This is a genomic window from Bradyrhizobium sp. LM2.9 (assembly GCF_054056555.1).
Map to the genome: position 1 here is coordinate 4364785 of NZ_JBSRYJ010000002.1, position 20623 is coordinate 4385407.

Here is a 20623-nt window from a genome sequence, read left to right on the forward strand (position 1 = left end):
CAACGAGTCATTGCGGTCATCACCAGCCGCTGCTGATGTCGGCACCTCGATTTCTCTCAGTGAAGGTTCGTCTGCGATGACCCAGCAAAATGCTGGACTCCGTCAGGTTGCCACAGGCTAAATTCCACTGTTCCGGTCGAGAATTTCTCGCACGCGTAACGCAAGTTTTGCCTGAGATATCGGCTTTTCCAGCAAATTGACGCCCTCGTCGAGCCTTCCCTGGTGAACGACGGCGTTGCGCGAATAGCCGGTCATGTACAAGATCTTCAACTCAGGTCTCATTTGCTGCGCACGCTTGCCTAACTCGCGCCCATTGATGCCTGGCATGACAACATCCGTCAGCAGAAGGTCGACCTTCGAATCTTCTTGCAGCAAAATGGTCAAAGCCGCTTGAGCGCTGCGGGCGGAGAGGACGCGATAGTGATTTCGCAGAACGTCGAAAATATAGCTGCGAAGGTCTGCATCGTCCTCAACAACGAGAACGGTTTCGAACTTGTCACCCTCAGGAGAAAGGTCCTCCGCTGTGCTCTCCAGCAATTGCGTGTTCCCCGCGAAGCGTGGGAAGTACAACTTGACGCTGGTGCCCTGGCCCACTTCGCTGTAGATCTTTGCGCGCCCTCCTGACTGTTTGACGAATCCATAGACTTGGCTCAGACCAAGGCCGGTGCCTTGGCCCGGCTCTTTTGTGGTAAAGAAGGGTTCAAAGGCGTGACTGAGAACGTCCGGCGACATGCCGCCTCCGGTGTCGGTCACGCAAATGGCGACGTACTGACCGGGCGCGACTTCAGGATTGAGACGGCAGTAATCCTCGTCGGCGGCGATGTTGGCAGCTTCCAAGGTCAGCTTTCCGCCGCCAGGCATGGCGTCGCGAGCATTGATCGCCAGGTTGACGATGGCTGACTCCAGATGATTGGCGTCGGCCTCGTTATGCCATAGACCCGCACTTCCGACGGTCTGGACTTCGATGCGCTCTCCGAGCGTACGCTGGAGGAATTCCTGCGGACCATTGATGTAGTTGTTCACGTTGATCGGCTTGGGATCGAGCGCCTGTCGGCGCGAAAAGGCAAGCAGGCGACTGGTCAACGCCGCGGCTCTCTGCGCGCCTCGTTTCGCATTCGAGCGCCCGATTCAGATTGGCTCCGGGCAACTTGGCGTGCTGTTCAGCTGTTTCCAGATTGCCAATGACGATCATGAGCAGATTGTTAAAGTCGTGCGCGATCCCGCCGCTGAGTTGCCCAACCGCTTCCAGCTTTTGAGATGCGGCGAGTTGCTCCTGAACGTGCTTGAGCTCGTCCTCGGCTCGCTTCCGGTCCGTAACGTCGCGCGTGACTTTTGCAAACCCGACGATGTTTCCGGATTCGTCCGTGATACGATCGATGATGACTGACGCCCAAAAGCGGGAGCCATCTTTTCTCAGACGCCACCCTTCCGCTTCAAAGCGTCCGTGCTCTGCCGCCTCAGAAAGCGCACGTGTTGGCACACCAAGCTCGATGTCCTCGGGAGTATAAAAAGCGCTGAAATGCCGACCGACAATCTCCGGCGGCGCGTATCCCTTAATACGCTCCGCTCCGGGATTCCAGGTTGTCACGTTGCCGAACGGATCGAGCTGAAAGATCGCGTAATCGACCACGGCCTCGATCAGCTGGCGGTAGCGCCGCTCACTATTGAGAAGCTCTTGGTGGGCTTGTTGCCGCTCGGTGATGTCTCGTGTGACCTTGCCCGATCAGTTCACCGCCTTCATTTCGGATCGCATCGACGATCACCGATGCCCAGAAACGACCGCCATCCTTGCGAACTCTCCAGCCCTCGGCGCTGAAACGGCCTGTTTGCGCGGCGACGCTCAAGGCCCGCTGCGGCAGCCCTTTGGCGCGATCTTCCGGCGTATAGAAGGAAGCAAACGATTTTCCGATGATTTCGTCGGGTGTGTAACCCTTCAACCGAAGCGCACCAGAGTTCCAGCTGCGCACCGTGCCGTCGACATCGATCATGTAGATGGCATAGTCCACGATTCCGTCGATAAGCAGTTGAAGTCGCGCAGTATCTCCGATCCCGTCAAGTTTTGACTGAGGGCTTTGCAAAGGCGGGCTCCGATTGGGGACACCAGTCAACCGTGCTGATAATGTATAGTTCCGCGAACTCGCAGCCTGTGGCAGAGACCCGGGCGGTTCAGAAGGCCGACATGGCGACCAAGCTGTTCAAGCACCTCGTCGGCGCGCCGTTGGGCCGCTTAGCTTAATGGTCGCGGTCGGCGGGGTAAGCCGGTGAGACAATCGAGGGCCATACGATCCCAATGACCGAGGTCGGCTGCAGCGCGATAGGTGCTCTCCAGGAAGGCCGTCAGCGCTACTTCTGGGTCAGCCGATTGTCTGACGACATCGTAAGGCAGAAGAAATTCCCCGAGCTTCGGGTCGAAGTACGCCCCATCGGGCATCACCTTAGCCTCCGCAAAATCTGCAGGAGCGGGATAGGCATAGGAATAAAAGGCCGCAAAATCCGTGCCGCCGCCGCCCGGCCAAAAACCTGCCGACGAGACTTCATGACTGTAAGCCTCGCGGGTCACCTCGTCCGGCAAAGCCGGAATGCCACCCGGATGTAGGGGCGCGCGGCGTCCGGAGAAGCGCGTGACCGCTAGATCAAAGCTGCCCCAAAAGAGATGAACCGGACTAGCCTTTCCGATGAAGCCGGTTCGAAATCGGGTGAACACATTGTTGGCGAGCACCAGCGCCTCGAAGAACCTTGTCACGGCTGCAGCATCGTAGGGCCTGGTTTGCCGATCATCGCGAAAGGGGATGGGCGCTGACACCTCGTTGGGTCGGTCGTGAAGCTCCGGCGTGCCCCCAATTCCCCGAACGAGTTCGAGGAAATGTACATAGAAGTCAGCCACGGACATTGGTCCTAACGGAAGCTCAGCTCTCCGCCCGTCTGCTGCTTCTCCGATGACGACATGTTTCCGGAGATCAAGGGTGATCTCAGTGCCGGCCCCGTCCGGTACCAGCGAAGTCGTCAAGCCGCGTGTATTGACGTATAGGGTCGCATGCCAGGAATGGTTGAGCCAAGGCGTTCGTGCAAGTCGGTACTTACCCACGATCTGCGAATAGATATGGAGCGCGGAACATGTCTCGCGCCACTGCTCGAACGGGATGTCTGGCCAGTTTGCGTTCACAGTGCTTCCTCCAACTAAGCTTCATCCGGTCGGTCACACAGCACCGAAACGATATGAGGCGAGGTCTCTTCGCTGCTCAAGGCCAGACGAAGAAACGCGAATAGGGCCGGTCTCCCATTGTGACGCCATATTGCGCCACGTCGCACCGAAGACGCTTGTGGCGCCAAGCGATCATGCGCCAAATTCCCATTGTCGGCTTTGGTCAGGCTTGGAACTAAGAGCTGGCTCGCGAGCCTATTCCGGTTTGTCACTAAATCAAGACACGGCGACCTTTGGCGGGCGAATCTTGCTAATCGTATACGCAAGACGCACCCTTGCCGGGGAGAACCGTCTTTCTCGAGCATCCAACGGTTGGATTCACACGGCCGCCGTGCGACGCGGGAGCAGGCGACAACCTGCTCTGACCAGGCTGTGTCGTACAGCCGCAAGTGGCTGCCGCTGGCGGCGACGACCATAGTCGGATCGAGCATGGCGTTCCTCGACGGAGCGCGATCAAGGATGAGCTTGATGCTAGATGAAGCCTCCCTGCCCTTTCAGACAAGTCGTAGATGTTTGCGCGCGAAAGAAGCGTAACGACCGCGGTTTCCAACCGTAGCTTTGGTCGACGCGCACAAAAATACGAGCCATTGTAATGAGGTTCGGCGGAGCGGTGATCCTCTGACTCTTGATAATTGGGGATTATCGAGGCAGATGCGCTCCACGCGCGCGAGCTCGTCGATATCGTGCTGATGTGGGCCTCATCCGGCCGATCAGACTCCCGTGGCGGGGCGTCCGTCAAGAGCGGCTCGCTCAGTTGAGCCCCCACGGAGCTTCCTGATGATCTCCCGCAGATCGCACAGGTACTCCTCGACTACGCGTTGGGCCTCCATGCGCGAAGGCTTGCCCACGCTCAAACTCGGCTGTTCACGCAGTCAAGATTGCAACTCATCGCTCAAGAAGTCACGCTAGCCGTCGTTTGATTGCTCGAATGACGCCGTTGAACGTTCCAACCCGGCGCAAGCCGTAACGCTTATGGACATTTTCCGTAAACCTCAGCCTTCGCACGAAGTTCGAAGAGGACATCAAAAAAAAATCGCAAACGCTTTGGTTGCACGCGTCAAGCCGAATCGCGAGGAGCAGACCTGGCGGGATATTTCGGCCACACTCGATCGTCCAGAAAGGCGAATGCCCCTCTTTGCCGTCCTGACAGCACCGGGCCACGCGGAGCGATATTAGCAATTCTCGCACCTCGAGCATTTTGTGGACTCGATCAAACCTGACATCTTCCCCGGATTTCATAAGAGCCGCTCCAAGTCTCGATGCGTGTTCATCGATCATGGCAAGCCAGGCGTCGCGTGAATCGATATAGTCGTAGTCTCGCTCCGGGACGTAACCAATCAGCCGATAGGCGTTTCTCACTGTCCCAAAGCGCAATTGGTAAACAGATGGACGCGGCACGCCGGGAGCCGCATCAATAATGGCGCGAGTGAGCTTCCCCCTTTTTTGCAGGACAATTCTCAGGCGCTTCAGCATCTCTTCGTTGGAAAGACCTTTCTGGCTCTTGCGAGCTGCAATGATAGACTGCGCCTTCGCGAACAAATCCGCAGCAATCACCGGCTCGAATGCGCCGACCTTTCTGATCCATCGATCAGCAGGAGTCCTCGTGCGCCGTTGCCGAAGACGGTACGGATGGCGATCGTAGACGATGTTGCCGATGTAATTCTCGTTCACCAGCAGATTGTGGATGATCCAAGCCGTCCAAGGCCTACCCGTCGGGCAATGGATCCCAGCGGAATTCAGGCTCCGCGCGATCTTCGTCTCGCTCCTCCGTTCAAGAACAAACTGCCGGAAGATCGAGCGCACCTGTTCGACCTCTTCCGCGGGGCCTGGTCGCAGAACGACTCGATCTGTCTGGAGGTATTTCCGCTCACCACTTTGCAGCACGCCTCGCGAGCGTCCATTCACGTCAATCAACTCTCTGCGCAACCCGAGACAGGGTCGGCCGCCCTGCCTGAATCCCAATCGAGAGAGATGACAAGCTCCAGCATAGACCTTTTCTGATCGCTCCCTGCTCCATTCAGCAGCCATGGCCCGCTTCAGGTTCTTCCCAATACTTGACATGAGACCGCTATCGTTACCGAATAATTCGGCGCAATAGACGACCTTGATACCCGCCCGTTTGCAGATGAACTCGTAGTACGCGCTTTCATCAACGTCCTGAAATCGCCCCCACCGGCTGACGTCGTAGACGAGGATGTTACTAAAATCTGCGCGACCGCACTGAACGTCGTCGATCAGATCGAGCAGGCCCTTCCTGTTCTTGATGTGAAGGCCGCTTTTGCTCTCATCCCGATAGGTTCGAACGATCTGCCACTCGAGCCTCAGCGCATAGGCGGCGATCACCGCGGTCTGGTTCGCGATCGAATACTGCTGGTAGTCGGTCGACATTCTGACGTACTGCGCTGCGCGGCACGCCCACCGTGCTTTCGGTAAGCTGCTCTTAAGCGGGACGAGCGCATTGACCATCGGACCGAGCCTCAAAGCGCGGCGGCCTCCGTAACCTAAGTCAGTTGAGCGGCGCAAAGAATTCACGTCTTCATGAACCGGGCCACGGCCATTCTTGCCTCGCCAGCCACGTCAAAGCGGCCGTGATCAAAGCGACGATCAAGCCGCCCCATTGAGATGTTCGCCGCGCTGCACTGATCGAGCGCAAGTACAGGATGGCGCCAAGCAAGGTTCCGTAATTTCTTCTGAAGTCTCCGTTGAGATTAGCAATCTTCGATAGCTCGGTCGTCTCGACTTCATTCGACATTGGCTGGCTCTCGCGTTGGACCAGCACCCTATGAACCACTGTTTTGCCCGACGGCACAAGCAATATTTCGCTATTTCCGCAGCAGTGCCGACGTCCTTTTTGACGCACATCGCAACTTCTGATAGCGCTCCTCTGACTGGAGGGACGCAATGCTGGGGGTCGTTTTGCAGCGCTGGCCAGTGCGAAGACTCGCGTTAATCTGCCCAAATTGCCGGAGAGACGCTTCGCTGGCCAACGTCTCGCGCGGTCGCACTATGCTTACAGGTTATCTGACCTGCGAAGGCTGTCTCCAGACCCCAGACGTTGCCGGATGGCGTCTTGCAGCAAAGCCGCAAGCTCGCGACGGGTCACGTTCCACTTGAATAGGGTGCGGACATGGAATCGGGCCTCGCCCCTATTGCGTTTTCCACACCCACGACGCGCGGTAGCTCGCCGGCGTTCCAACACCCAGGCGATTGACTCTTGGAGCTGCGGCGTTTCGATGGCGACATCCGCACACGTAAGCACGAAGCTGTGCCCCAAACCGGCGGCCACGAAGTCTGCTTCGCGATGGTCGACCGAGCGTGTACCTCTACTGGGTCGATATCGCGGGACGTCGGCTCGCGCCGAACCTGTTGACCGGGGCAGAAGCGCTTGAGTAGGCCCGGGCACTCGCAAGAGCGGAACTTGCCGGCTATCGGGAGACATGATTGGCCAACCAGGTTCGTGTCGTCCACTATTCGTTCTTTTACAACCGCGTCCCACAACATGGCACTCGCAGCGTGTTCCGCACGGTGAACACCAGACTGGGCCGCCGCCAGATTCAAGTCGAGCAACAAGGGGTTAAAGCCGGCTAGCACCCATCATGCCTGCCAGAAGAACGTTACGGCAACCGAGAACGCGCCCGCCAGCGTGAACCGGCGGGGCTGCCCTCCACCCTCGGCACGAAGCCATTTCGCACTCCTGGCGAAATCTTCTTGAAACATACCAGGTCGAAGCTGGCCGCATCAAATACAGGGATGCCACATGATAGTCCTGATGAACCTGATTTGGCGTCGGCTTGCCTACACAATGCTGATCGGTATGCGCTCTTAAGCTCGTTCGGCAGTAAGGGTTAGGCGGCTTTCGTCAGGAGGCCACGACCATGCCCAAAGAGATCGCTATAGCGCTCTGGTCCTTGGCTGCTGCCTGCGTAGTCGCATTCAGTATGGCAGCTCTGGTTGCGCCTCGCTAAGAGAGATAAAGCGCCAGCGCGAACCGGGCCGCGTGCCGCGGCGGCGGCCAAAAAGCCGGCCCCTCAGGAGGATGAATCCTTTGAAGCCGGGAGTCTACGCTACGCTGCTCCGAGACACTGCCCGGAGCTGGAAGAAAACGTACTCGGATTGCCGGTTGTTCCCGACTCCCAAAATGCCGCTAAAAGCCTATCTTTTCACGCGGAAGAGTCGGGAGCGATTGCTGCTCGCATCTTTGAGCGGATCACTGAACTCGAGCTGGAGCTTGCCGCGCGGGATTTCAACATCCCCTCGAGCGGCGACGACGTGACGAGCCATCGGTCCGTGGCCGCGTCCTCGACCTCTCGCTCGCCGCGGCGCGCAGCTTGGGATTACGGATCGTGGCGTGGCTCAGGTTCAATGTAGCGACATAGGTCTGCAACGGGCCTTGGTCGTGTAAAAACGCTGTTGCATGACGCAGACCGGCGCGGGCGAACTCGGGCTACCGCGGTCCGGTGAATTTGGGCAAATTTTGCGAGCCACTCGACCAGAACTCATCATGACGCAATGTCGGGGGCTCTTTTTTAGGCGCCCCATGAACCGCAATGGCGCGCGCCAGCGCCCGTATCACGCCCTCACCGCCGCCAGCAGCGGTTTCATCCCGACGATGTTCAGCACCCGTGTCAGATTGTATCAGAGCACGCACAGCGCCATCTCGGTCGCAACTTTCGGCAGCGTCACCCACAAGAAGTGCGTCGCGCCCATGCGCATCTTCAGTGTGGCAAACCGATTTCCGGCATAAAAGGATGGACTTCTGAATTCAACGCGCTGCGCTCGAGCAAGCACGACCATGAAGCCCAGCTTTATGCGAGCGACGTGCTGGCAATGGGCGGTGACCATAGCCGGCAGCTCCCGCTGCACCTGCGCAAGACCAACCTGCAGCGGCTATTGGCTCACCGGCCGGACGGGATCACCGTCGCGCTATTCGAGCGCGGCGAGATCGGGCCGAAGCGTTTCCGGGCGGCCTGCCGCATGGGACTGGAAGGGCTGGTCTCGAAATACCGTGATCGGCCGCACCGCGGCGAGCGGCAGAAACATTGGGTGAAGATCAAGAACCGCAGCCATCCCGCAATGGAGCGGGAGCTGTGACTCCCCTGGATCTGTGAGGGGCTCGATTTCCACCGCCAAGGCGTGGCATTTGAGTAAGGTTGCCGGCATTCAGCCGCAACGCCCTAAGGTCGTGTTGCTTACCCTTTTAGGGACGATGTTAGCTGCAGCGGCCGAGCAACCATTGCCCCGGGGTTTTTGGAAAGGCCGTGGCGTTCGACCGCTTGGTCGCGGGGCGGCCGCGACCAGGCACTACACTAATGTGAGTCGCGCTCGATTTCTGATTTTCCGTTGAAGCTAAACATTAATTTGAATGATGATCGTTAGCGAGTTCCCAAAACCTTGACGTGGGTCGTCGTCTGCACGCCTATAACGGCCCCGACCTCCTTGTGTGCCTAGGCGATCCGCCGCCGAAAGCGCCTCCTCGCATGGTCGGCGCCACGTGCCGACGTATCTTTAGATTTCATTCCATTGCGGTAAGGAGCCGTCAGCAGCAACTGGAACACGGCTCGAGAAGCCATCTATTGAGCTGCGGGGTCGGCTTCGTCGGTTCCGACCAGGAGAACGTCTCCGCCTGGAGCTGAGACAGACCACCGACAGCCGCGGACCCGCCGGTGGATCCAAAGATCAAACAGAGCAAAATCGCCAACGGTCACGGCGCGAGCACTCTGAAACAAGCACCTGCAAAAAGATAGGACACGTTACAAATCTGACAGGCCGACTTTCGGCTGATGTCAGACTTCCAAGGCGTGATACGATTTGAAAATAGCTGAAGCTTAAAGCATCCGTCTCCTCGACGATCTTCGGTAGCGATCTATATAGAATGCGAAGGCCCTCTGCTTCGCGCGCCCGCGATGCTTTCAGCTTGATCCGCGTTGCTTCACCGAAAGCGTGAACTGAATGTCACCTTCCTCTACGGACAAGATCGCGCTTCATCGATGGAACCAATCTCTACGCGACGGCGAAAACTCTCGGCTTCGACATCGATTACAAGCGCCTGCTGAAGGAGTTTCAGAGCCGCGGGACGCTGCTTCGGGCGTTCTACTACACCGCGATCATTGAGGATCAGGAATACTCCTCGATCCGCCCCCTGATCGACTGGCTCGACTACAACGGCTACACCGTCGTCACGAAGGCGACCAAGGAGTTCATCGACGCGTCCGGCCGCCGCAAGGTCAAGGGTAACATGGACATCGAGCTCGCCGTGGACGCCATGGAGCTCGCCGAACACATCGACCAGATGGTGCTGTTCTCGGGTGACGGCGACTTCCGCTCCCTGGTCGAGGCCGTTCAGCGCCGCGGCGTGCGGGTCACCGTGATTTCCACGATCGCCAGCCAGCCGCCGATGATCGCCGACGAGCTGCGCCGCCAGGCCGACGTCTTCACCGATCTGGTCGAGCTGCAGGCCAAGCTCGGCCGCGCCGCCCCGCGCGATCGTGAAGCGCGTGGACACATGCCAAAATTCTTGCAGGAGCCGAAGGGAAACGACCCTCACGACTAGACTGTTAAGGCGGGCGCCCGCTTCGATGAATTTGAGCAGGTTAATCACGGCCCTTTGAGAAGAAAGGAACCGCCGCCTGCTAGGATACGGCTTCCCAGCCCGGGGGAATGAGCAAATCCCCGTCGCAAATCCCAGCACAAGTCGTGCGAAAAGTTGGTCCTGACCTCGAAACCGTCCTGCAGCACATCCTCTCCGGCCAATCTGTCTATCCGAGCCGGATCGTGTGCTTCGATCCAGGCGAAAACCGGCGCCACCTCCGATGTCGCCGATGCACGCGCCCAGCGAGCCGACAGCGGCTCCTAGCCGCCTTGCAGGACCTCATCGCCGCCGAGTACCAGCTGCTTCCCGCCTGAGAGCTGGCGCTGCGCCTGCACGGCGCTGCCGGTAGGGAGTGCTAGGCCGACTTCGGCGCATTCTTCAAGTAGACAAGAGCGCGGCGACCAGCCGAGGTTAGTTCACCCAGACTGATCTTTCCGGCCCGCGCAGCTTCAATCAGTTGCTCGGCGATATAGCGGCGGCTTGCGTGATCCCCGCCATTGGGCAGTTCAGCACAGACCTGCTCCAAGACGACGTCCAGGTTTGCCTGAATCCGCCCCCAAACTCGCACATGCTCAGTCTCTCTTTGATGGTGACCTGTCAAAACTATGCCGCCTTCCGCAGTGGGTACAGCGTAGAGCTGCGCGGAGGTTAAGAGCATGTTGCGTGCAGAATTGAACTCAGTACGTGGCGCGGCTCAGCCGAGCCCGACCAGCACCCGGGCGGGGGCCTAGGTTTTTGGCGCCGCGGCTTCAAGCTCCGGCAGTCTGGCTGGAGTAGAGCAGAAGCGTCAGCGTTGAGCCGCGACGCCACCTCACGTTAGCGTACCTTTGCAGCTTCACATTCCACTATGTGAATCGCGGAGCCGGATTTCGCCAGATAGATCACGAGCATTCGACCAGGGTTCCAGTCGAGAAACTGAATAGAACATAGGGTAAGAGTCGCGACTTTTTTCCGAATTTGTCAGATCCTGCTGGGCAGAGGTAAGCCACCCGCCATCCTCCCGGCACCGGGGCTGGGACCTTTCTCGCTAATCTGCTTTTCACGCGTCGCCTGGCGACAGCCGATTATCAGCACGATTTTGGACCAACGTAATGAACTACTGAGGCCGCCTTTCGGGCGGCCTCTTTGCGTGAGGTGCAGTGCGAAATGAGTTTTTTGCTGGCTTTTCCGCACGAGGGCTTCAGATTTGCACCTATTGAGAACTCAATTTCTCCGGGGGATATTGCAATGGCAAAACCTGCCGTTTCCCGTGATGCCTTTCGCGGGTTGTTCGCTTTCTATGCTGCGAAGGTTCATCACGACCACAAACCCGGGGGCGAACATTGCCTTCTGAAGCTATTCGGATCTGCGGAAGACATTCCCGATAATTTACTGCTGCAGTGGTCGGACAGAGTTGAGCTGCTCGGCTCCGAAACCGTTGGCCGCTTAATGGAGCCGCGCGCCCGTCAAATCACTGATGGCAACGCGCGATACGACCATGCAAGTGACTTTCTCCACGCGCTCCTGAGAGACCTCGGACAAAAGGTGCAGTGATCAATACCGCAGCGTCATGGTCGCGGCAGCCGTCAGACGCGCAGATTTTCCGCGCTGCTCTTGCCGCGCTTGCGGTCAAGTTGGACCTCATAGGAGCCCTTCTGCCCCTCAGCCAAGCCCGATAAGCCGGCGCGCTCCACTGCGCTGATATGCACGAAAACATCCTGGCCGCCGTCATCGGGCTGGATGAAACCGAATCCCTTGGTTGCGTTAAACCACTTCACAATGCCTGTCGCCACGTCCGCCTCCCGGTTGAATAATGAACATAGCCTAGGTCGACTGCTTTGGGGCTGACAAGCAAAAATCCGCAGCGCGCGACGTCGGAGAGTGTTTTCGAAGCGATCAGTAGTCTGATAAGGGGCGAGCCATTGCGGGAGACGACCCGCCGCTGATTGTGAACTAGTTCACAGATCGGGAAAGAAACGCTCACTACGATGGACGACCGCGCGGGAGACTCCGCTCCTGCGATGTGGTGCAATGCTGCTCGGCTCACGCGCCCATTAAGCAAGCGATGAATGGATTGCGATATCTGTCACAGGAAGACACGATGATTGACGACCCCTTGGCGCGTGCACATTGCAACAGTATTCAACGCTATCGCCTTTTATTGCAGACCAATCTGACGGAGTTCGAGCGCCAGTTTGTCGAAAGGCGCCTAAGTGAGGAGCAATCGAAATTGGAGATGCGGGTCAGCTCGTGCTCAAGCGAAGCGCACTGCGATCAATCAAACAGCCTAGATACCTGCGACAGCTTCGGCATTCCGTTGCGAGACGGCTAGCCGGAGCACCGCGGGGAAATCGCTCAACCACTTGCGCTCGCTCTTCGGTTGCGGTTTGATCATGGTTTTTGGACTTGTTGATCAAATGGCCATCCAATTGATTGTGGCGAAGGTTCTCAGAGACGAGCTTGCTTTGCGGGGCATACGATCCTTAACCGCGGAAGAATCGGAGGCGATTGCTGCTCGCATCTTTGAGCGGATCACTGAGCTCGAGCTGGAGCTTGCCGCGCGGGATTTCAACGTCCCCACGCGCCGCGATGACGGACCAACGTGACGAGCCGGTCGTTACGTCCGTTTGCGATCCACTGCGAGCGAGGCTGAATAGCGTACGGAGCGTCTTACGCGGGCTCGCGGCCTCTCGCCCCATGAATTGTTGCGGTCCGTTCAATGTCCTCCCAGTCTCTACAATGGGGCGAAGACATTCACGCTACTGATTGAACCGCCTGCACGCACGCGGTGTCGACGCTCACTTCGCCAGAGAGTTCTAGAACTGCTCGCCGATTAACGTGATGCGTTGCAGCGGGCTGTCTGCTTGCTGCACTGCGTCCACGCTGCGCCGTGCAACACATCCCCAACTATCGGTACGGTATCACCTTTCGGCACAGGATTCCCGCACATGCCGGAACGCGCCCCAGGAGTTTGCATTGTTCTTGTGTTTTGTGATCTTTAGTAAGGTCGATCATGCGTCTGTTTTCTGGAATGATTGTGATTGCAACAATCTCCGCTTGGACGGGGCTTCACCCGACCCCTGCTGTCGGGCAAACATTCAATGACAGATGGTCCATCATTCCAAAGGCTCACGCGGAGCCCGCTCCTGAAGGACTCGATCAGATAAAGAAGGATGAGCCGCAAGCGCAACCTCCGAACAGACAAGAGCCCTTGAATGATCGTTCGAGCATTCAATCTTTCAACCGAGTCTTTTCCGGAAAAGCCTCCTACTATTCGTATTCCAAAGGCAAGACAGCGAGCGGTTCATCGTTTGATCGGAATCAACTAACCGCGGCGCACCGCCGTCTGCCGTTCGGCACGAGAGTCCGAGTCCTTGATCTTGAGACGAATAATTCGGTGGTGGTTCGGATCACCGACCGCGGACCATGGGTTCGTGGCCGCGTCCTCGACCTCTCGCTCGCCGCCGCGCGCACCTTGGGGATTACGGATCGTGGCGTGGCTCAGGTTCGTGCTGAGGTGTTGTAGCAGTCGTCCATCGAGTTGCGAAAATAAGCAATCCGCCCCGCGTCCTTACATCAGCGGTCCGCCTTTGGGTCTGAACCTGCCGTGCCTCTAAGAAACCCTGACGCTATTGCGGTCATCGTGACCGCCCTCCAGCTAACTCACGGCGACGAAGCTGCACGAGGCATGGTGGTCGGCGGCATGAGCCTGGCCGCGCTGATAGACGCGATGTTCTCCGCACCGGTCGGGCAACGCGATGCCGTTCACAACATCACAAGCGCGTTGCATGACTTTTGCCATTTCGCCAGAACTCGGCCCGGTCTGGCACCTTCGCTACGTTTACGAAAATCACGGCTCGTTTCGCGTCGTCGACATGGAGATTGCGACGCCAACCGGCACGCTATCTCGCCACCTCTGCGATGTGGCCGGTACTGTCGATGATCACCGAGCGCGCGGTGCCTTCCTTGACGGCTTTGTAGGTCTTGATTTTCCGGCGCCGGGTGATGTTCCGGGAGGGCAAAGCCGCAAGGCCCTGCGCCTCTAAGCGAGAGCGACCACTTCATCCGCTGCACCATCTGCGGCAAGATGCTGGACATGCGCGACCTCGGCGATGTGCTCGACCATCTGCACGGGCAGAAGATCGAGGAAGAGCCCGCGTCGCATTGACGGATGACCCGACGTGGCGTGCGCCCGCTGTGACGGCACCCACTGGGTCTGCGAGAACCATCCCGACCGCCCCCTGGGACGGGCCAAAGGCCTGCGGCTCTACGGCGCAGGCGACCCCTGCCCGGCCTGCAACGATGCCGCGCCCGAATTGATGCCGCTGCCGCCCGGATTTGAAAACAGCATCACCAGCATCGAAGTCATGCGCCCGCTGTTGAGGAACCCCGCAGGGAAGCGGCGCCGGAAGCCGTGAAGCTACGACGTGTACTCATAACGTTGGCCTACCAACGCAAAGCGGAAGTCTCCCATCTTGGCCGTGATCGGCGGCTTGTGATGCACAACGGACTCCGGCCACCTGCGCGAGAAACTGTGCGGGTATGGGCACTCTGCGGTCCGGAGCAGTCTAGGGTGCGCCAATATAGCGTGCCGTCCAGCGTTTTGATGTATCGTCCGAGTTAACCGGCGGAGATAGGAGCATGCGATATTCTTTGGTCATCGCGATGTTGCTTGGGTCGACGCTTTTCACGATCTCGCGCAAGCGCGCAAAGTAGCGCGGTCTCAGCAACCCGCATCGACCCCATCCGGTCCCCGTCGGCGGCCGCAGAGACTGACAAGTGCCCGCGGGATCGAGATAAATAACCGACGGCTGTATGAGCGATCTTAAGGGCCGCTTGCACTGGTGCAGCCATTTTGCATTCGTCATAGACCTTCCGCTGTCGATTTAATTCGATTTATTTGCATCTTTGGTGTAACAGTCTTTGTTGTAGTTTAATTCAGGGCGCTAAGATTGAATCGAGTCCCGAGATTCTAGCGAACTCTTTTTTGATCGTAGTAGGCTCCCGACGACAATCGATTTCCGCTCTGCGGGGCGAACCCTTTACTCGGAGAAAAATTATGGAGCAGAACAGTTCTCATTCGACACGCATCCCAAAGTCCGGCTCAATCAGCTTCGGCCGTTCGAAGGCAAATTGCTTGATTCGCAGCATCTCTGAATACGGTGCCGCCCTTGATGTTGCAGGAGATGAAAAGATTCCGGACGAATTCGCGCTGACTGTCATTCCGGACGGTGGCCCACGTCGCTGTTCAGTCGTCTGGCGTAAAGAAAAACGTATCGCCGTCGCATTCTATTGATGCGCCACCAACTCATGCGGATGCAGGTGGAAGATCTTGGGGCAAAGCGCTGACTTTTGTGAGAGGTAGCCTCGCGTCAAGATTGAAATCCGGAATGCGCATCTCGAGAAACAGTAGTTTACTGGGTCATTGTGGCGCGTCAGGAGGGACCACGGGCGCGCTTGAGAGACCTAGCAGATCGACTAAATCCGCATGCTGAGCCGCTACGAGGATCGCTTGCCAAATGATATTGCGGCAACGCCTGCTGCCCTGACGGGGCAAGCCCAGCAGCTGCATCGTGGTGATCGACGGCATTCTAGCTCGGCAAAGAGTGGTGAATGATCGAAATCAGATCTCGTCATTCCACCTGGCTGGGGACATGCCCGACTTGCCTACCCTGCATTTGCCGATCACGGATTGTGATCTTTGCAGCGTAGGCAATTCGACGATAGCCGCTGTGCCCCATTCATCTCTCAGAGAGATGATGACCGACTCTCTCGGACTTACACACGCGTTTTGGCGCGAAACGCTGATACAGGCTGCCATCTATCGCGAATGGGTTGAGATCTCGGAGCGCGCCAATCCTTAGGTCGACTCGCGCATCTTCTTTGCGAGCTTACCACTCGCATGGAATTCGTCGGGCTGGCGGACAACGGTAGCTACCGGATCCCGCTCACCCAGCAAGATGTTGCCGATGCATGTGGGCTTTCAGTAGTTCACGCGAACAGGACGATCCAGGAACTCAGGGCTTTGGGCCTCAGCGAATGGGAAAACCACACCGTTACTCTGCTCCGCGCACAGGAACTGCAAGCTGTAGCCGAGTTCAGCCCTGAATATCTGCATGAGCTAAACCCAAGTGGAGGATCAAAGATCACCAAAGCTGGCTTCGGGTTATAGTATCGTCCGAGCAAATACTAACTTAGCGCCGGATGCCGGCTAGCGGATAAAAACAACTCTGCAGCTCGGGCCGCTTATGAATCGTGGCGATCGAGGTATTCTGACGGACGCCGAGCGCATAGGTTAGCGCCGCGTAAGCTGCCGGTCCGAACAATCCGCAGCTGCTGCCCTTTTTTGTCGCAATCCGACTGGCAGACCACGACTGCTTTCAAAAGGGACAGCCGGTATCTTGCTCCGCGTTCGTCAGCTCTCCACTTATTGCAATTTCCCGGCTTCATTGTTGACGAGCTTGAGCGAGTGCGGGCCGCGATGTGCTGCGGCTCGCGGGCGCGTGTTTCAAAGCCGTGCGGCTGTTCACGCGCAACGGCCACAACTGTACCGACCGATACCCCTAGATCTCCAGTCGCGCTGAAGCACCGCGAGCAGCAATTCGTCATCGCGAGCAACGCTAGGTTCGAACGTGGTTGTAGTGGCGAGACCATGCTAGTCGGCCCGCCTGCGCTGGCGAATACGCGGCCCGACCGTTTGTCGAAAGGCAGCCGTGGCTTCCCAATCCGCGAACCAAGGGGAGTAGTGGACAAGCACGACGATCGGTGGCCCGACCGCTCGTTTCCGCTCTAGCGGGCCGCCTAAGTCGGCGGCCTTCGGCTTGTTACGAGCAGGCTGCTCCGGACATTTTTTGACGGGGGGTGCAGGTGGTCATCATCCTTTTCTGCGCGGCCGCGCCCTTCGCTGGTTGCGCCACCGGCGCCTTAGATTTTGCCGCACCGCTAGCGGGCGGCATGGTTTGCGCTTTTACTTCCAACGAAAACGAAACAATGAAAGAAGCAACAGCAATGATCGCGAGCGCACTCTTCATCTTACCCTCCGTTTGGTTTGGCAGTGAGGCGTTCAACTAGCGCGGCGGCCGGCATTCAAACGAGTACAGGTTGGCCACCCGTTCGACGCTCGCATCTAGACGAGCCTAACGTTGTTCCTTCTTACAGGCTGAGCTATCCGCTGTTTGAGTCGCGCTCGGCTGTCGGGGCTGCGCTGGCACTGAGTTTCCAATTCTGTCGTTCAGCTTTTTGTAAATCCGAATACGCGGCGCGCTCCGCACATCCAATAAATATCAATATAACGAATCAAATAAACTGCTGATATAATTTTCTGATCTTTGCCTTACAAATCAAATCTAGAGAATTGAACTTCAAAACCGACAGAAGCCCTGACTGTTTTCCTGGCGCTAGTCGGCTGCGGCCCCATCAACAGAGGGTTCATCGCCTACCAACTGGTTTAGCCGAGCTCCGAACCCAGAGCTGACGACACGGGCGAATATCGGGTTTGTCACACTGCATCACCAAGAGCTTCAATGATAGTGGTGATGAGACCGGACAAGCAAACGGCGCTGTCAGAGAGGCGCAAGCCAGCGGCCTCTGTGTTAATTACCTCATCACTCAGCGCAGAGACAGCAAACGCATAATATTGGGGTCGAGTGGCTGAAGCCATTTGCCTGCTCATCAGGCTCGGCAAAACAGAAACGGGCAGCTCTGTATACACAATGTCGTTCCGGGCCAGCGCTGTGGTCCCAAAGGCCCCTGCTCGGCCATTCACCGGGCCGTTGTGCAACACCGTGTATGGCCAATCTCGGAATGGCACCTATCGCATCTTGGTCGTATAAAAACACTATTGCATGACGCGGGGATCGGCGGGTCGAACTCGGGCTGCCGCAGTCCGATCAATTTGGGCAGGTTTCACGGCCGCTCGGCCAGAACTCATCCTGAGGCAAGTTCGAGCTCTTTTTTACGCTCCCCATGAACCGCAACGGGGCGCACCGCGCCAGTATCACGCCCTCACCGCTGCCAGCAGCGGTTTCATTCCAACGATGTTCAGCACTCGTTGTGACCGCGCGCGATACGCAAGCCCGCGCCTACAGCGGAGGTGCGTTAGTGCGATGCGCAGGTCCGAGAAAGCGTCGAATGTCGACGTCAACCGCGCTTTCCAATGATCCCGAAAACGATTAATCTCTTCCTCTTCACGGAATTCAAAACTTGATCGGAGAATAAGCCACACGTAAATTAGATGGAGGAACCAATGGTGAAGAGAGCGATCACGCTCGGCGGCGGCGGACCGGCAGCAGGACTACACATCGGGGTTCTGAAAGCGCTTGCAGAAGTCGGCAAGACGTTCGACGATAAGTCTGATGTGTGGGCGTTGTCCTGCATCGGCGCTTGGGTTGGCATCGTCCACAATCAATTCAATGAAGAGAAAATCAAAAAAGAAAACAAAAGCAGAGCCGAACTGACCTATGAATTCTTCAGGGACGGCGTGTTTCGGGACGATGAAGGCTATAAGCGTTTCCCCATAAACACCGTATTCGGGGCGGATTGGAACGCCAACATCAAGGCCTTCCAGGACTTCGTCACCGATCCCAAAAGTTACAGTGATTTCCGATGGCAACCGTACAAGATGATGGAACAGATCCAGGGCACCATGTCCGCTTGGTTCAACCGTCTGCCTCGTGGTGAAGAACCCTTCAAGGAATGGCGCGAAGGAGACATCAACAACTGGATACTCAATGAGGTGCTCGCACCTAATCCATTCGTCCGATACCTCACCTCTCTGATGTACTTGTCCAAAGTCAACGGCCTGTCCAGGATCAACTATCCGGATAGCGAGTTTATGAAGAGCATAAACTTCGGCGAGCTGAAAAAGGACCGAATGCCACACATCTATCACAACGCCTGGAATCTCGACGAACAGAAGCTGGCGCTGTTTTCCAATCGTCGGATGAAGGAGGACGAGAAAAAGCAGTACAAGGGAGCTATCGACTCACGCAGCCTGTGTGCGTGTTCGTCTCTTCCCTTCGTCGAAGGGACGGTTGAGATCGACCAAGTTACATATTGCGAAGGGGCGTTAGTCGATACTGTGAACTTCGATAGCTTGCTCGAGGAGCACCCCGATTTGGACGAAATCTGGGTGAGCCGGATCGTCGATGCGAAGCAAATCCGCAGGCCGGAAAATCTTCACGATGCGCTAGCAAATCTCTGCCAACTGTTTGCGGCAACGGTCGGCGAGGATGACGTCAAGCTTTTCAAATATCACGTCAAAGAGGCGCACACACTCGACAGAGCAGCCGAAGCCGGGATACTCGAGAAAGCAGTCGAGTGCGGGATGCTCGACAAACCAGCCGCGGACGGGAAGAACGGGAAAAAACCTTGGAGAGGCGTAGTCATCGAGATTCACGTGCCGGGGGGGCACATCAATTTCAAATGGAATCACAGCAATCTCGAAAATTCGATAACGCTGGGATACGCCGCCGCCAAACAAGCAATCGACGCGTTTAACAAAGCGGAAAACGAGATTAAGGCGAATAGTAAAGACGACAAGCTGCTCAAGCCCATTTTCATAAACGAGAATCCACAGGACGACCCGAATTGGTTAGAGCTGCGAGATCGTACTTATGCGGCTCTAAAGAAGGCGGCTAGTGGCGCCAAGCCAAAGTAAGCAGATCGCGTTGCGGATTTGGATCTGGGCATGCGTTGTCCCGGTTGGATTACCGCAGCCCATCGAGAAGCACCTTTGCCTCCTTTAGATCGTGCGTCTCGAAGCCTTCGGTGAAGCTGGCATAAATCGGCGCGAGGAAATTGAGCGCTTCCTCGCGTCTGCCCTGATCGATCCACAGCGCGGCACGGTCCATTGCGGCTCGAAGCTCAAGCGTCTTGGCGTGTTGGCTTCTTGCCGTATTTATTGCCTGCTCGAGCAGTGCCTGCGCTTCGGCTTCGACGTCTGGTCCGCCGCGGACGACCAGCACCCGTGCCTTCAGCCGATACAATTCGGCCTCCAAAATTCGTTCGCTATTTCGGCTCGTTGTAGCGAGGCCGTGCTCGATCAATTCCAGCGCCGCCTCGTAGTCGTGACCAATCAACAATGGCGGACACAAAAGCACGTAGAGCGCGGTGATGGCCAGCTGATAACCTGCGCTGCGATATTCGTCCAACGCGGCACGGATCTCCCCGAGTGCGCTGGGTGAAGGTTCGAGCGACGCCACGCATATGCCCCGAATAGCACGCGCCAAGCGCCATTGCCGGAATCCATGCTCCTCTGACAGGGCGATACAGCGTTCGGCATGACCTTGCGCAGTCAGGAACTCGCCGCGTAGGGCGTGAAGAATGCATGCATAGTAACAAGCATACGCCTGCGAATGCGGATGACTGATGGCGTCGGCACGCTGAATGGCGACGTTCACTCGCGTGAGTGCCGTATCAGCGTGGCCGAGCAGCCAGAGCGCCCACGACATCAACGCCAGGTCAGCCACGCCGGCATCCTGGCCGGCCACACGTGCCGCCAGCCTATCCTCCTCGCTGCTCGCCTCAAAGGCATCGTAGGCCCGTTCGATCGCTTCATGGGCACCGATCAGACGTCCCATGAAAAGGCGGATCATCCCCTGCCCGCGCATCGCATTGAGCAACGTCGGTCGATCGTCGCGCGTTTCGGCGAGTTGGAGCAGGGCGGCGATCGTTTCCTCAGCCACCGGCAACTCACCGCGCATTACGCTCGCGGTGGTCAACCAGAACATCACCTGGAGTTGCTCGGGAGGGTCTCCAAGGCGCTCGCACAGCTCACGCGCGCGGGCAAAGGTTGCCATCGCCTTGTTCGAGGCTGGTCCTTGAGTAGCGATCAGGCAAGGCCCAAGAGCGAA

Annotated in this window: 20 protein-coding genes and 2 pseudogenes; 13 read left to right on the forward strand and 9 right to left on the reverse strand. The window is 57.6% G+C overall.

All coding sequences use genetic code 11. The annotated features are described in order from the left end of the window. Positions 1-117: 117 nt before the first annotated feature. The 4 genes and pseudogenes from ACVWW3_RS22775 to ACVWW3_RS22790 form a co-directional block, all read right to left on the reverse strand. Positions 118-2078 (reverse strand): annotated as a pseudogene (locus tag ACVWW3_RS22775) (PAS domain S-box protein). A gap of 149 nt (positions 2079-2227) precedes the next feature. Then, positions 2228-3163, reverse strand: coding sequence for a DUF5996 family protein (locus tag ACVWW3_RS22780; RefSeq protein WP_456648588.1), 936 nt, complete (start codon positions 3161-3163; stop codon positions 2228-2230). 939 nt (positions 3164-4102) lie between these two features. Further along, complete coding sequence (locus tag ACVWW3_RS22785; RefSeq protein WP_456648587.1) at positions 4103-5668, reverse strand: recombinase family protein; 1566 nt, start codon at positions 5666-5668, stop codon at positions 4103-4105. A gap of 70 nt (positions 5669-5738) precedes the next feature. Then, entirely contained in the window at positions 5739-5954 is a 216-nt protein-coding gene (locus ACVWW3_RS22790; RefSeq protein WP_247447250.1) for a hypothetical protein, read from the reverse strand. A gap of 689 nt (positions 5955-6643) precedes the next feature. Here ACVWW3_RS22790 and ACVWW3_RS22795 point away from each other — a divergent pair. The 4 genes and pseudogenes from ACVWW3_RS22795 (at position 6644) to ACVWW3_RS22810 (ending at position 9752) form a co-directional block, all read left to right on the forward strand. After that, positions 6644-6790: a hypothetical protein gene (locus tag ACVWW3_RS22795; protein ID WP_456648586.1), complete on the forward strand. Its 147-nt coding sequence runs from the start codon at positions 6644-6646 to the stop codon at positions 6788-6790. 826 nt (positions 6791-7616) lie between these two features. Then, positions 7617-7946, forward strand: coding sequence for a hypothetical protein (locus ACVWW3_RS22800; protein WP_456648585.1), 330 nt, complete (start codon positions 7617-7619; stop codon positions 7944-7946). After that, positions 7895-8293: an ATP-dependent DNA ligase gene (locus ACVWW3_RS22805; RefSeq protein WP_456672127.1), complete on the forward strand. Its 399-nt coding sequence runs from the start codon at positions 7895-7897 to the stop codon at positions 8291-8293. Before ACVWW3_RS22800 ends, ACVWW3_RS22805 begins: the two co-directional genes overlap by 52 nt. 858 nt (positions 8294-9151) lie before the next feature. Continuing rightward, positions 9152-9752 (forward strand): annotated as a pseudogene (locus ACVWW3_RS22810) (LabA-like NYN domain-containing protein). A gap of 394 nt (positions 9753-10146) precedes the next feature. On the opposite strand, the gene ACVWW3_RS22815 reads toward ACVWW3_RS22810, so the two are convergent. Beyond that, positions 10147-10317: a hypothetical protein gene (locus ACVWW3_RS22815; protein ID WP_456648583.1), complete on the reverse strand. Its 171-nt coding sequence runs from the start codon at positions 10315-10317 to the stop codon at positions 10147-10149. Positions 10318-10937: 620 nt separating this feature from the next. On the opposite strand from ACVWW3_RS22815, the gene ACVWW3_RS22820 reads away from it, so the two are divergent. After that, positions 10938-11324, forward strand: a complete 387-nt coding sequence (locus tag ACVWW3_RS22820) for a hypothetical protein (RefSeq protein ID WP_456648582.1) — start codon at positions 10938-10940, stop codon at positions 11322-11324. 32 nt (positions 11325-11356) lie between these two features. On the opposite strand, the gene ACVWW3_RS22825 is transcribed toward ACVWW3_RS22820, so the two are convergent. Then, on the reverse strand, positions 11357-11563 hold the full coding sequence (locus tag ACVWW3_RS22825; RefSeq protein ID WP_456648581.1) for a cold-shock protein: 207 nt from the start codon (positions 11561-11563) through the stop codon (positions 11357-11359). Positions 11564-11871: 308 nt separating this feature from the next. Here ACVWW3_RS22825 and ACVWW3_RS22830 point away from each other — a divergent pair, with 308 nt between their 5' ends. The 4 genes from ACVWW3_RS22830 (at position 11872) to ACVWW3_RS22845 (ending at position 13816) form a co-directional block, all read left to right on the forward strand. Continuing rightward, positions 11872-12102 (forward strand): hypothetical protein, encoded by a 231-nt coding sequence (locus ACVWW3_RS22830; RefSeq protein ID WP_456648580.1) that lies wholly within the window; start codon positions 11872-11874, stop codon positions 12100-12102. 31 nt (positions 12103-12133) lie between these two features. Next, positions 12134-12376 (forward strand): hypothetical protein, encoded by a 243-nt coding sequence (locus tag ACVWW3_RS22835; protein ID WP_456672128.1) that lies wholly within the window; start codon positions 12134-12136, stop codon positions 12374-12376. Positions 12377-12783: 407 nt separating this feature from the next. Further along, positions 12784-13296 (forward strand): septal ring lytic transglycosylase RlpA family protein, encoded by a 513-nt coding sequence (locus tag ACVWW3_RS22840; protein WP_456648578.1) that lies wholly within the window; start codon positions 12784-12786, stop codon positions 13294-13296. A 262-nt stretch (positions 13297-13558) separates the two neighbouring features. Further along, positions 13559-13816: a hypothetical protein gene (locus tag ACVWW3_RS22845; RefSeq protein ID WP_456648577.1), complete on the forward strand. Its 258-nt coding sequence runs from the start codon at positions 13559-13561 to the stop codon at positions 13814-13816. On the opposite strand, the gene ACVWW3_RS22850 is transcribed toward ACVWW3_RS22845, so the two are convergent. After that, on the reverse strand, positions 13813-13935 hold the full coding sequence (locus ACVWW3_RS22850; protein WP_456648576.1) for a hypothetical protein: 123 nt from the start codon (positions 13933-13935) through the stop codon (positions 13813-13815). The genes ACVWW3_RS22845 and ACVWW3_RS22850 overlap by 4 nt on opposite strands. Positions 13936-13951: 16 nt before the next feature. On the opposite strand from ACVWW3_RS22850, the gene ACVWW3_RS22855 reads away from it, so the two are divergent. From ACVWW3_RS22855 to ACVWW3_RS22865, 3 genes are all read left to right on the forward strand, one after another. Beyond that, the gene (locus ACVWW3_RS22855; protein ID WP_456648575.1) at positions 13952-14188 is read left to right on the forward strand and encodes a hypothetical protein; all 237 of its coding nucleotides are present in this window, start codon (positions 13952-13954) and stop codon (positions 14186-14188) included. A gap of 641 nt (positions 14189-14829) precedes the next feature. Beyond that, positions 14830-15066: a PilZ domain-containing protein gene (locus ACVWW3_RS22860; RefSeq protein ID WP_247351006.1), complete on the forward strand. Its 237-nt coding sequence runs from the start codon at positions 14830-14832 to the stop codon at positions 15064-15066. A 606-nt stretch (positions 15067-15672) separates the two neighbouring features. Then, the gene (locus tag ACVWW3_RS22865; RefSeq protein ID WP_456648574.1) at positions 15673-15942 is read left to right on the forward strand and encodes a helix-turn-helix domain-containing protein; all 270 of its coding nucleotides are present in this window, start codon (positions 15673-15675) and stop codon (positions 15940-15942) included. A 652-nt stretch (positions 15943-16594) separates the two neighbouring features. Here the strand turns inward: ACVWW3_RS22865 and ACVWW3_RS22870 are convergent. Further along, the gene (locus ACVWW3_RS22870) at positions 16595-16801 is read right to left on the reverse strand and encodes a hypothetical protein (RefSeq protein WP_456648573.1); all 207 of its coding nucleotides are present in this window, start codon (positions 16799-16801) and stop codon (positions 16595-16597) included. 1214 nt (positions 16802-18015) lie between these two features. On the opposite strand from ACVWW3_RS22870, the gene ACVWW3_RS22875 reads away from it, so the two are divergent. After that, positions 18016-19428, forward strand: a complete 1413-nt coding sequence (locus ACVWW3_RS22875; RefSeq protein ID WP_456672129.1) for a patatin-like phospholipase family protein — start codon at positions 18016-18018, stop codon at positions 19426-19428. A gap of 49 nt (positions 19429-19477) precedes the next feature. Here the strand turns inward: ACVWW3_RS22875 and ACVWW3_RS22880 are convergent, their stop codons facing one another. After that, positions 19478-20569, reverse strand: coding sequence for a hypothetical protein (locus ACVWW3_RS22880; RefSeq protein WP_456672130.1), 1092 nt, complete (start codon positions 20567-20569; stop codon positions 19478-19480). Between the last annotated feature and the right edge of the window lie 54 nt (positions 20570-20623).

What these genes read in the sequence shown, in the direction of transcription:
- ACVWW3_RS22865 (WP_456648574.1), top strand. Translation starts at nt 15,673, where the DNA reads ATGGAATTCGTCGGGCTGGCGGACAACGGTAGCTACCGGATCCCGCTC.
- ACVWW3_RS22840 (WP_456648578.1), top strand. Translation starts at nt 12,784, where the DNA reads ATGCGTCTGTTTTCTGGAATGATTGTGATTGCAACAATCTCCGCTTGG.
- ACVWW3_RS22875 (WP_456672129.1), top strand. Translation starts at nt 18,016, where the DNA reads ATGGTGAAGAGAGCGATCACGCTCGGCGGCGGCGGACCGGCAGCAGGA.
- ACVWW3_RS22830 (WP_456648580.1), top strand. Translation starts at nt 11,872, where the DNA reads ATGATTGACGACCCCTTGGCGCGTGCACATTGCAACAGTATTCAACGC.
- ACVWW3_RS22850 (WP_456648576.1), bottom strand. Translation starts at nt 13,935, where the DNA reads ATGCGACGCGGGCTCTTCCTCGATCTTCTGCCCGTGCAGATGGTCGAG.
- ACVWW3_RS22860 (WP_247351006.1), top strand. Translation starts at nt 14,830, where the DNA reads ATGGAGCAGAACAGTTCTCATTCGACACGCATCCCAAAGTCCGGCTCA.
- ACVWW3_RS22785 (WP_456648587.1), bottom strand. Translation starts at nt 5,668, where the DNA reads ATGGTCAATGCGCTCGTCCCGCTTAAGAGCAGCTTACCGAAAGCACGG.
- ACVWW3_RS22790 (WP_247447250.1), bottom strand. Translation starts at nt 5,954, where the DNA reads ATGTCGAATGAAGTCGAGACGACCGAGCTATCGAAGATTGCTAATCTC.
- ACVWW3_RS22870 (WP_456648573.1), bottom strand. Translation starts at nt 16,801, where the DNA reads ATGAAGAGTGCGCTCGCGATCATTGCTGTTGCTTCTTTCATTGTTTCG.
- ACVWW3_RS22845 (WP_456648577.1), top strand. Translation starts at nt 13,559, where the DNA reads ATGACTTTTGCCATTTCGCCAGAACTCGGCCCGGTCTGGCACCTTCGC.
- ACVWW3_RS22800 (WP_456648585.1), top strand. Translation starts at nt 7,617, where the DNA reads ATGACGCAGACCGGCGCGGGCGAACTCGGGCTACCGCGGTCCGGTGAA.
- ACVWW3_RS22880 (WP_456672130.1), bottom strand. Translation starts at nt 20,569, where the DNA reads ATGGCAACCTTTGCCCGCGCGCGTGAGCTGTGCGAGCGCCTTGGAGAC.
- ACVWW3_RS22820 (WP_456648582.1), top strand. Translation starts at nt 10,938, where the DNA reads ATGAGTTTTTTGCTGGCTTTTCCGCACGAGGGCTTCAGATTTGCACCT.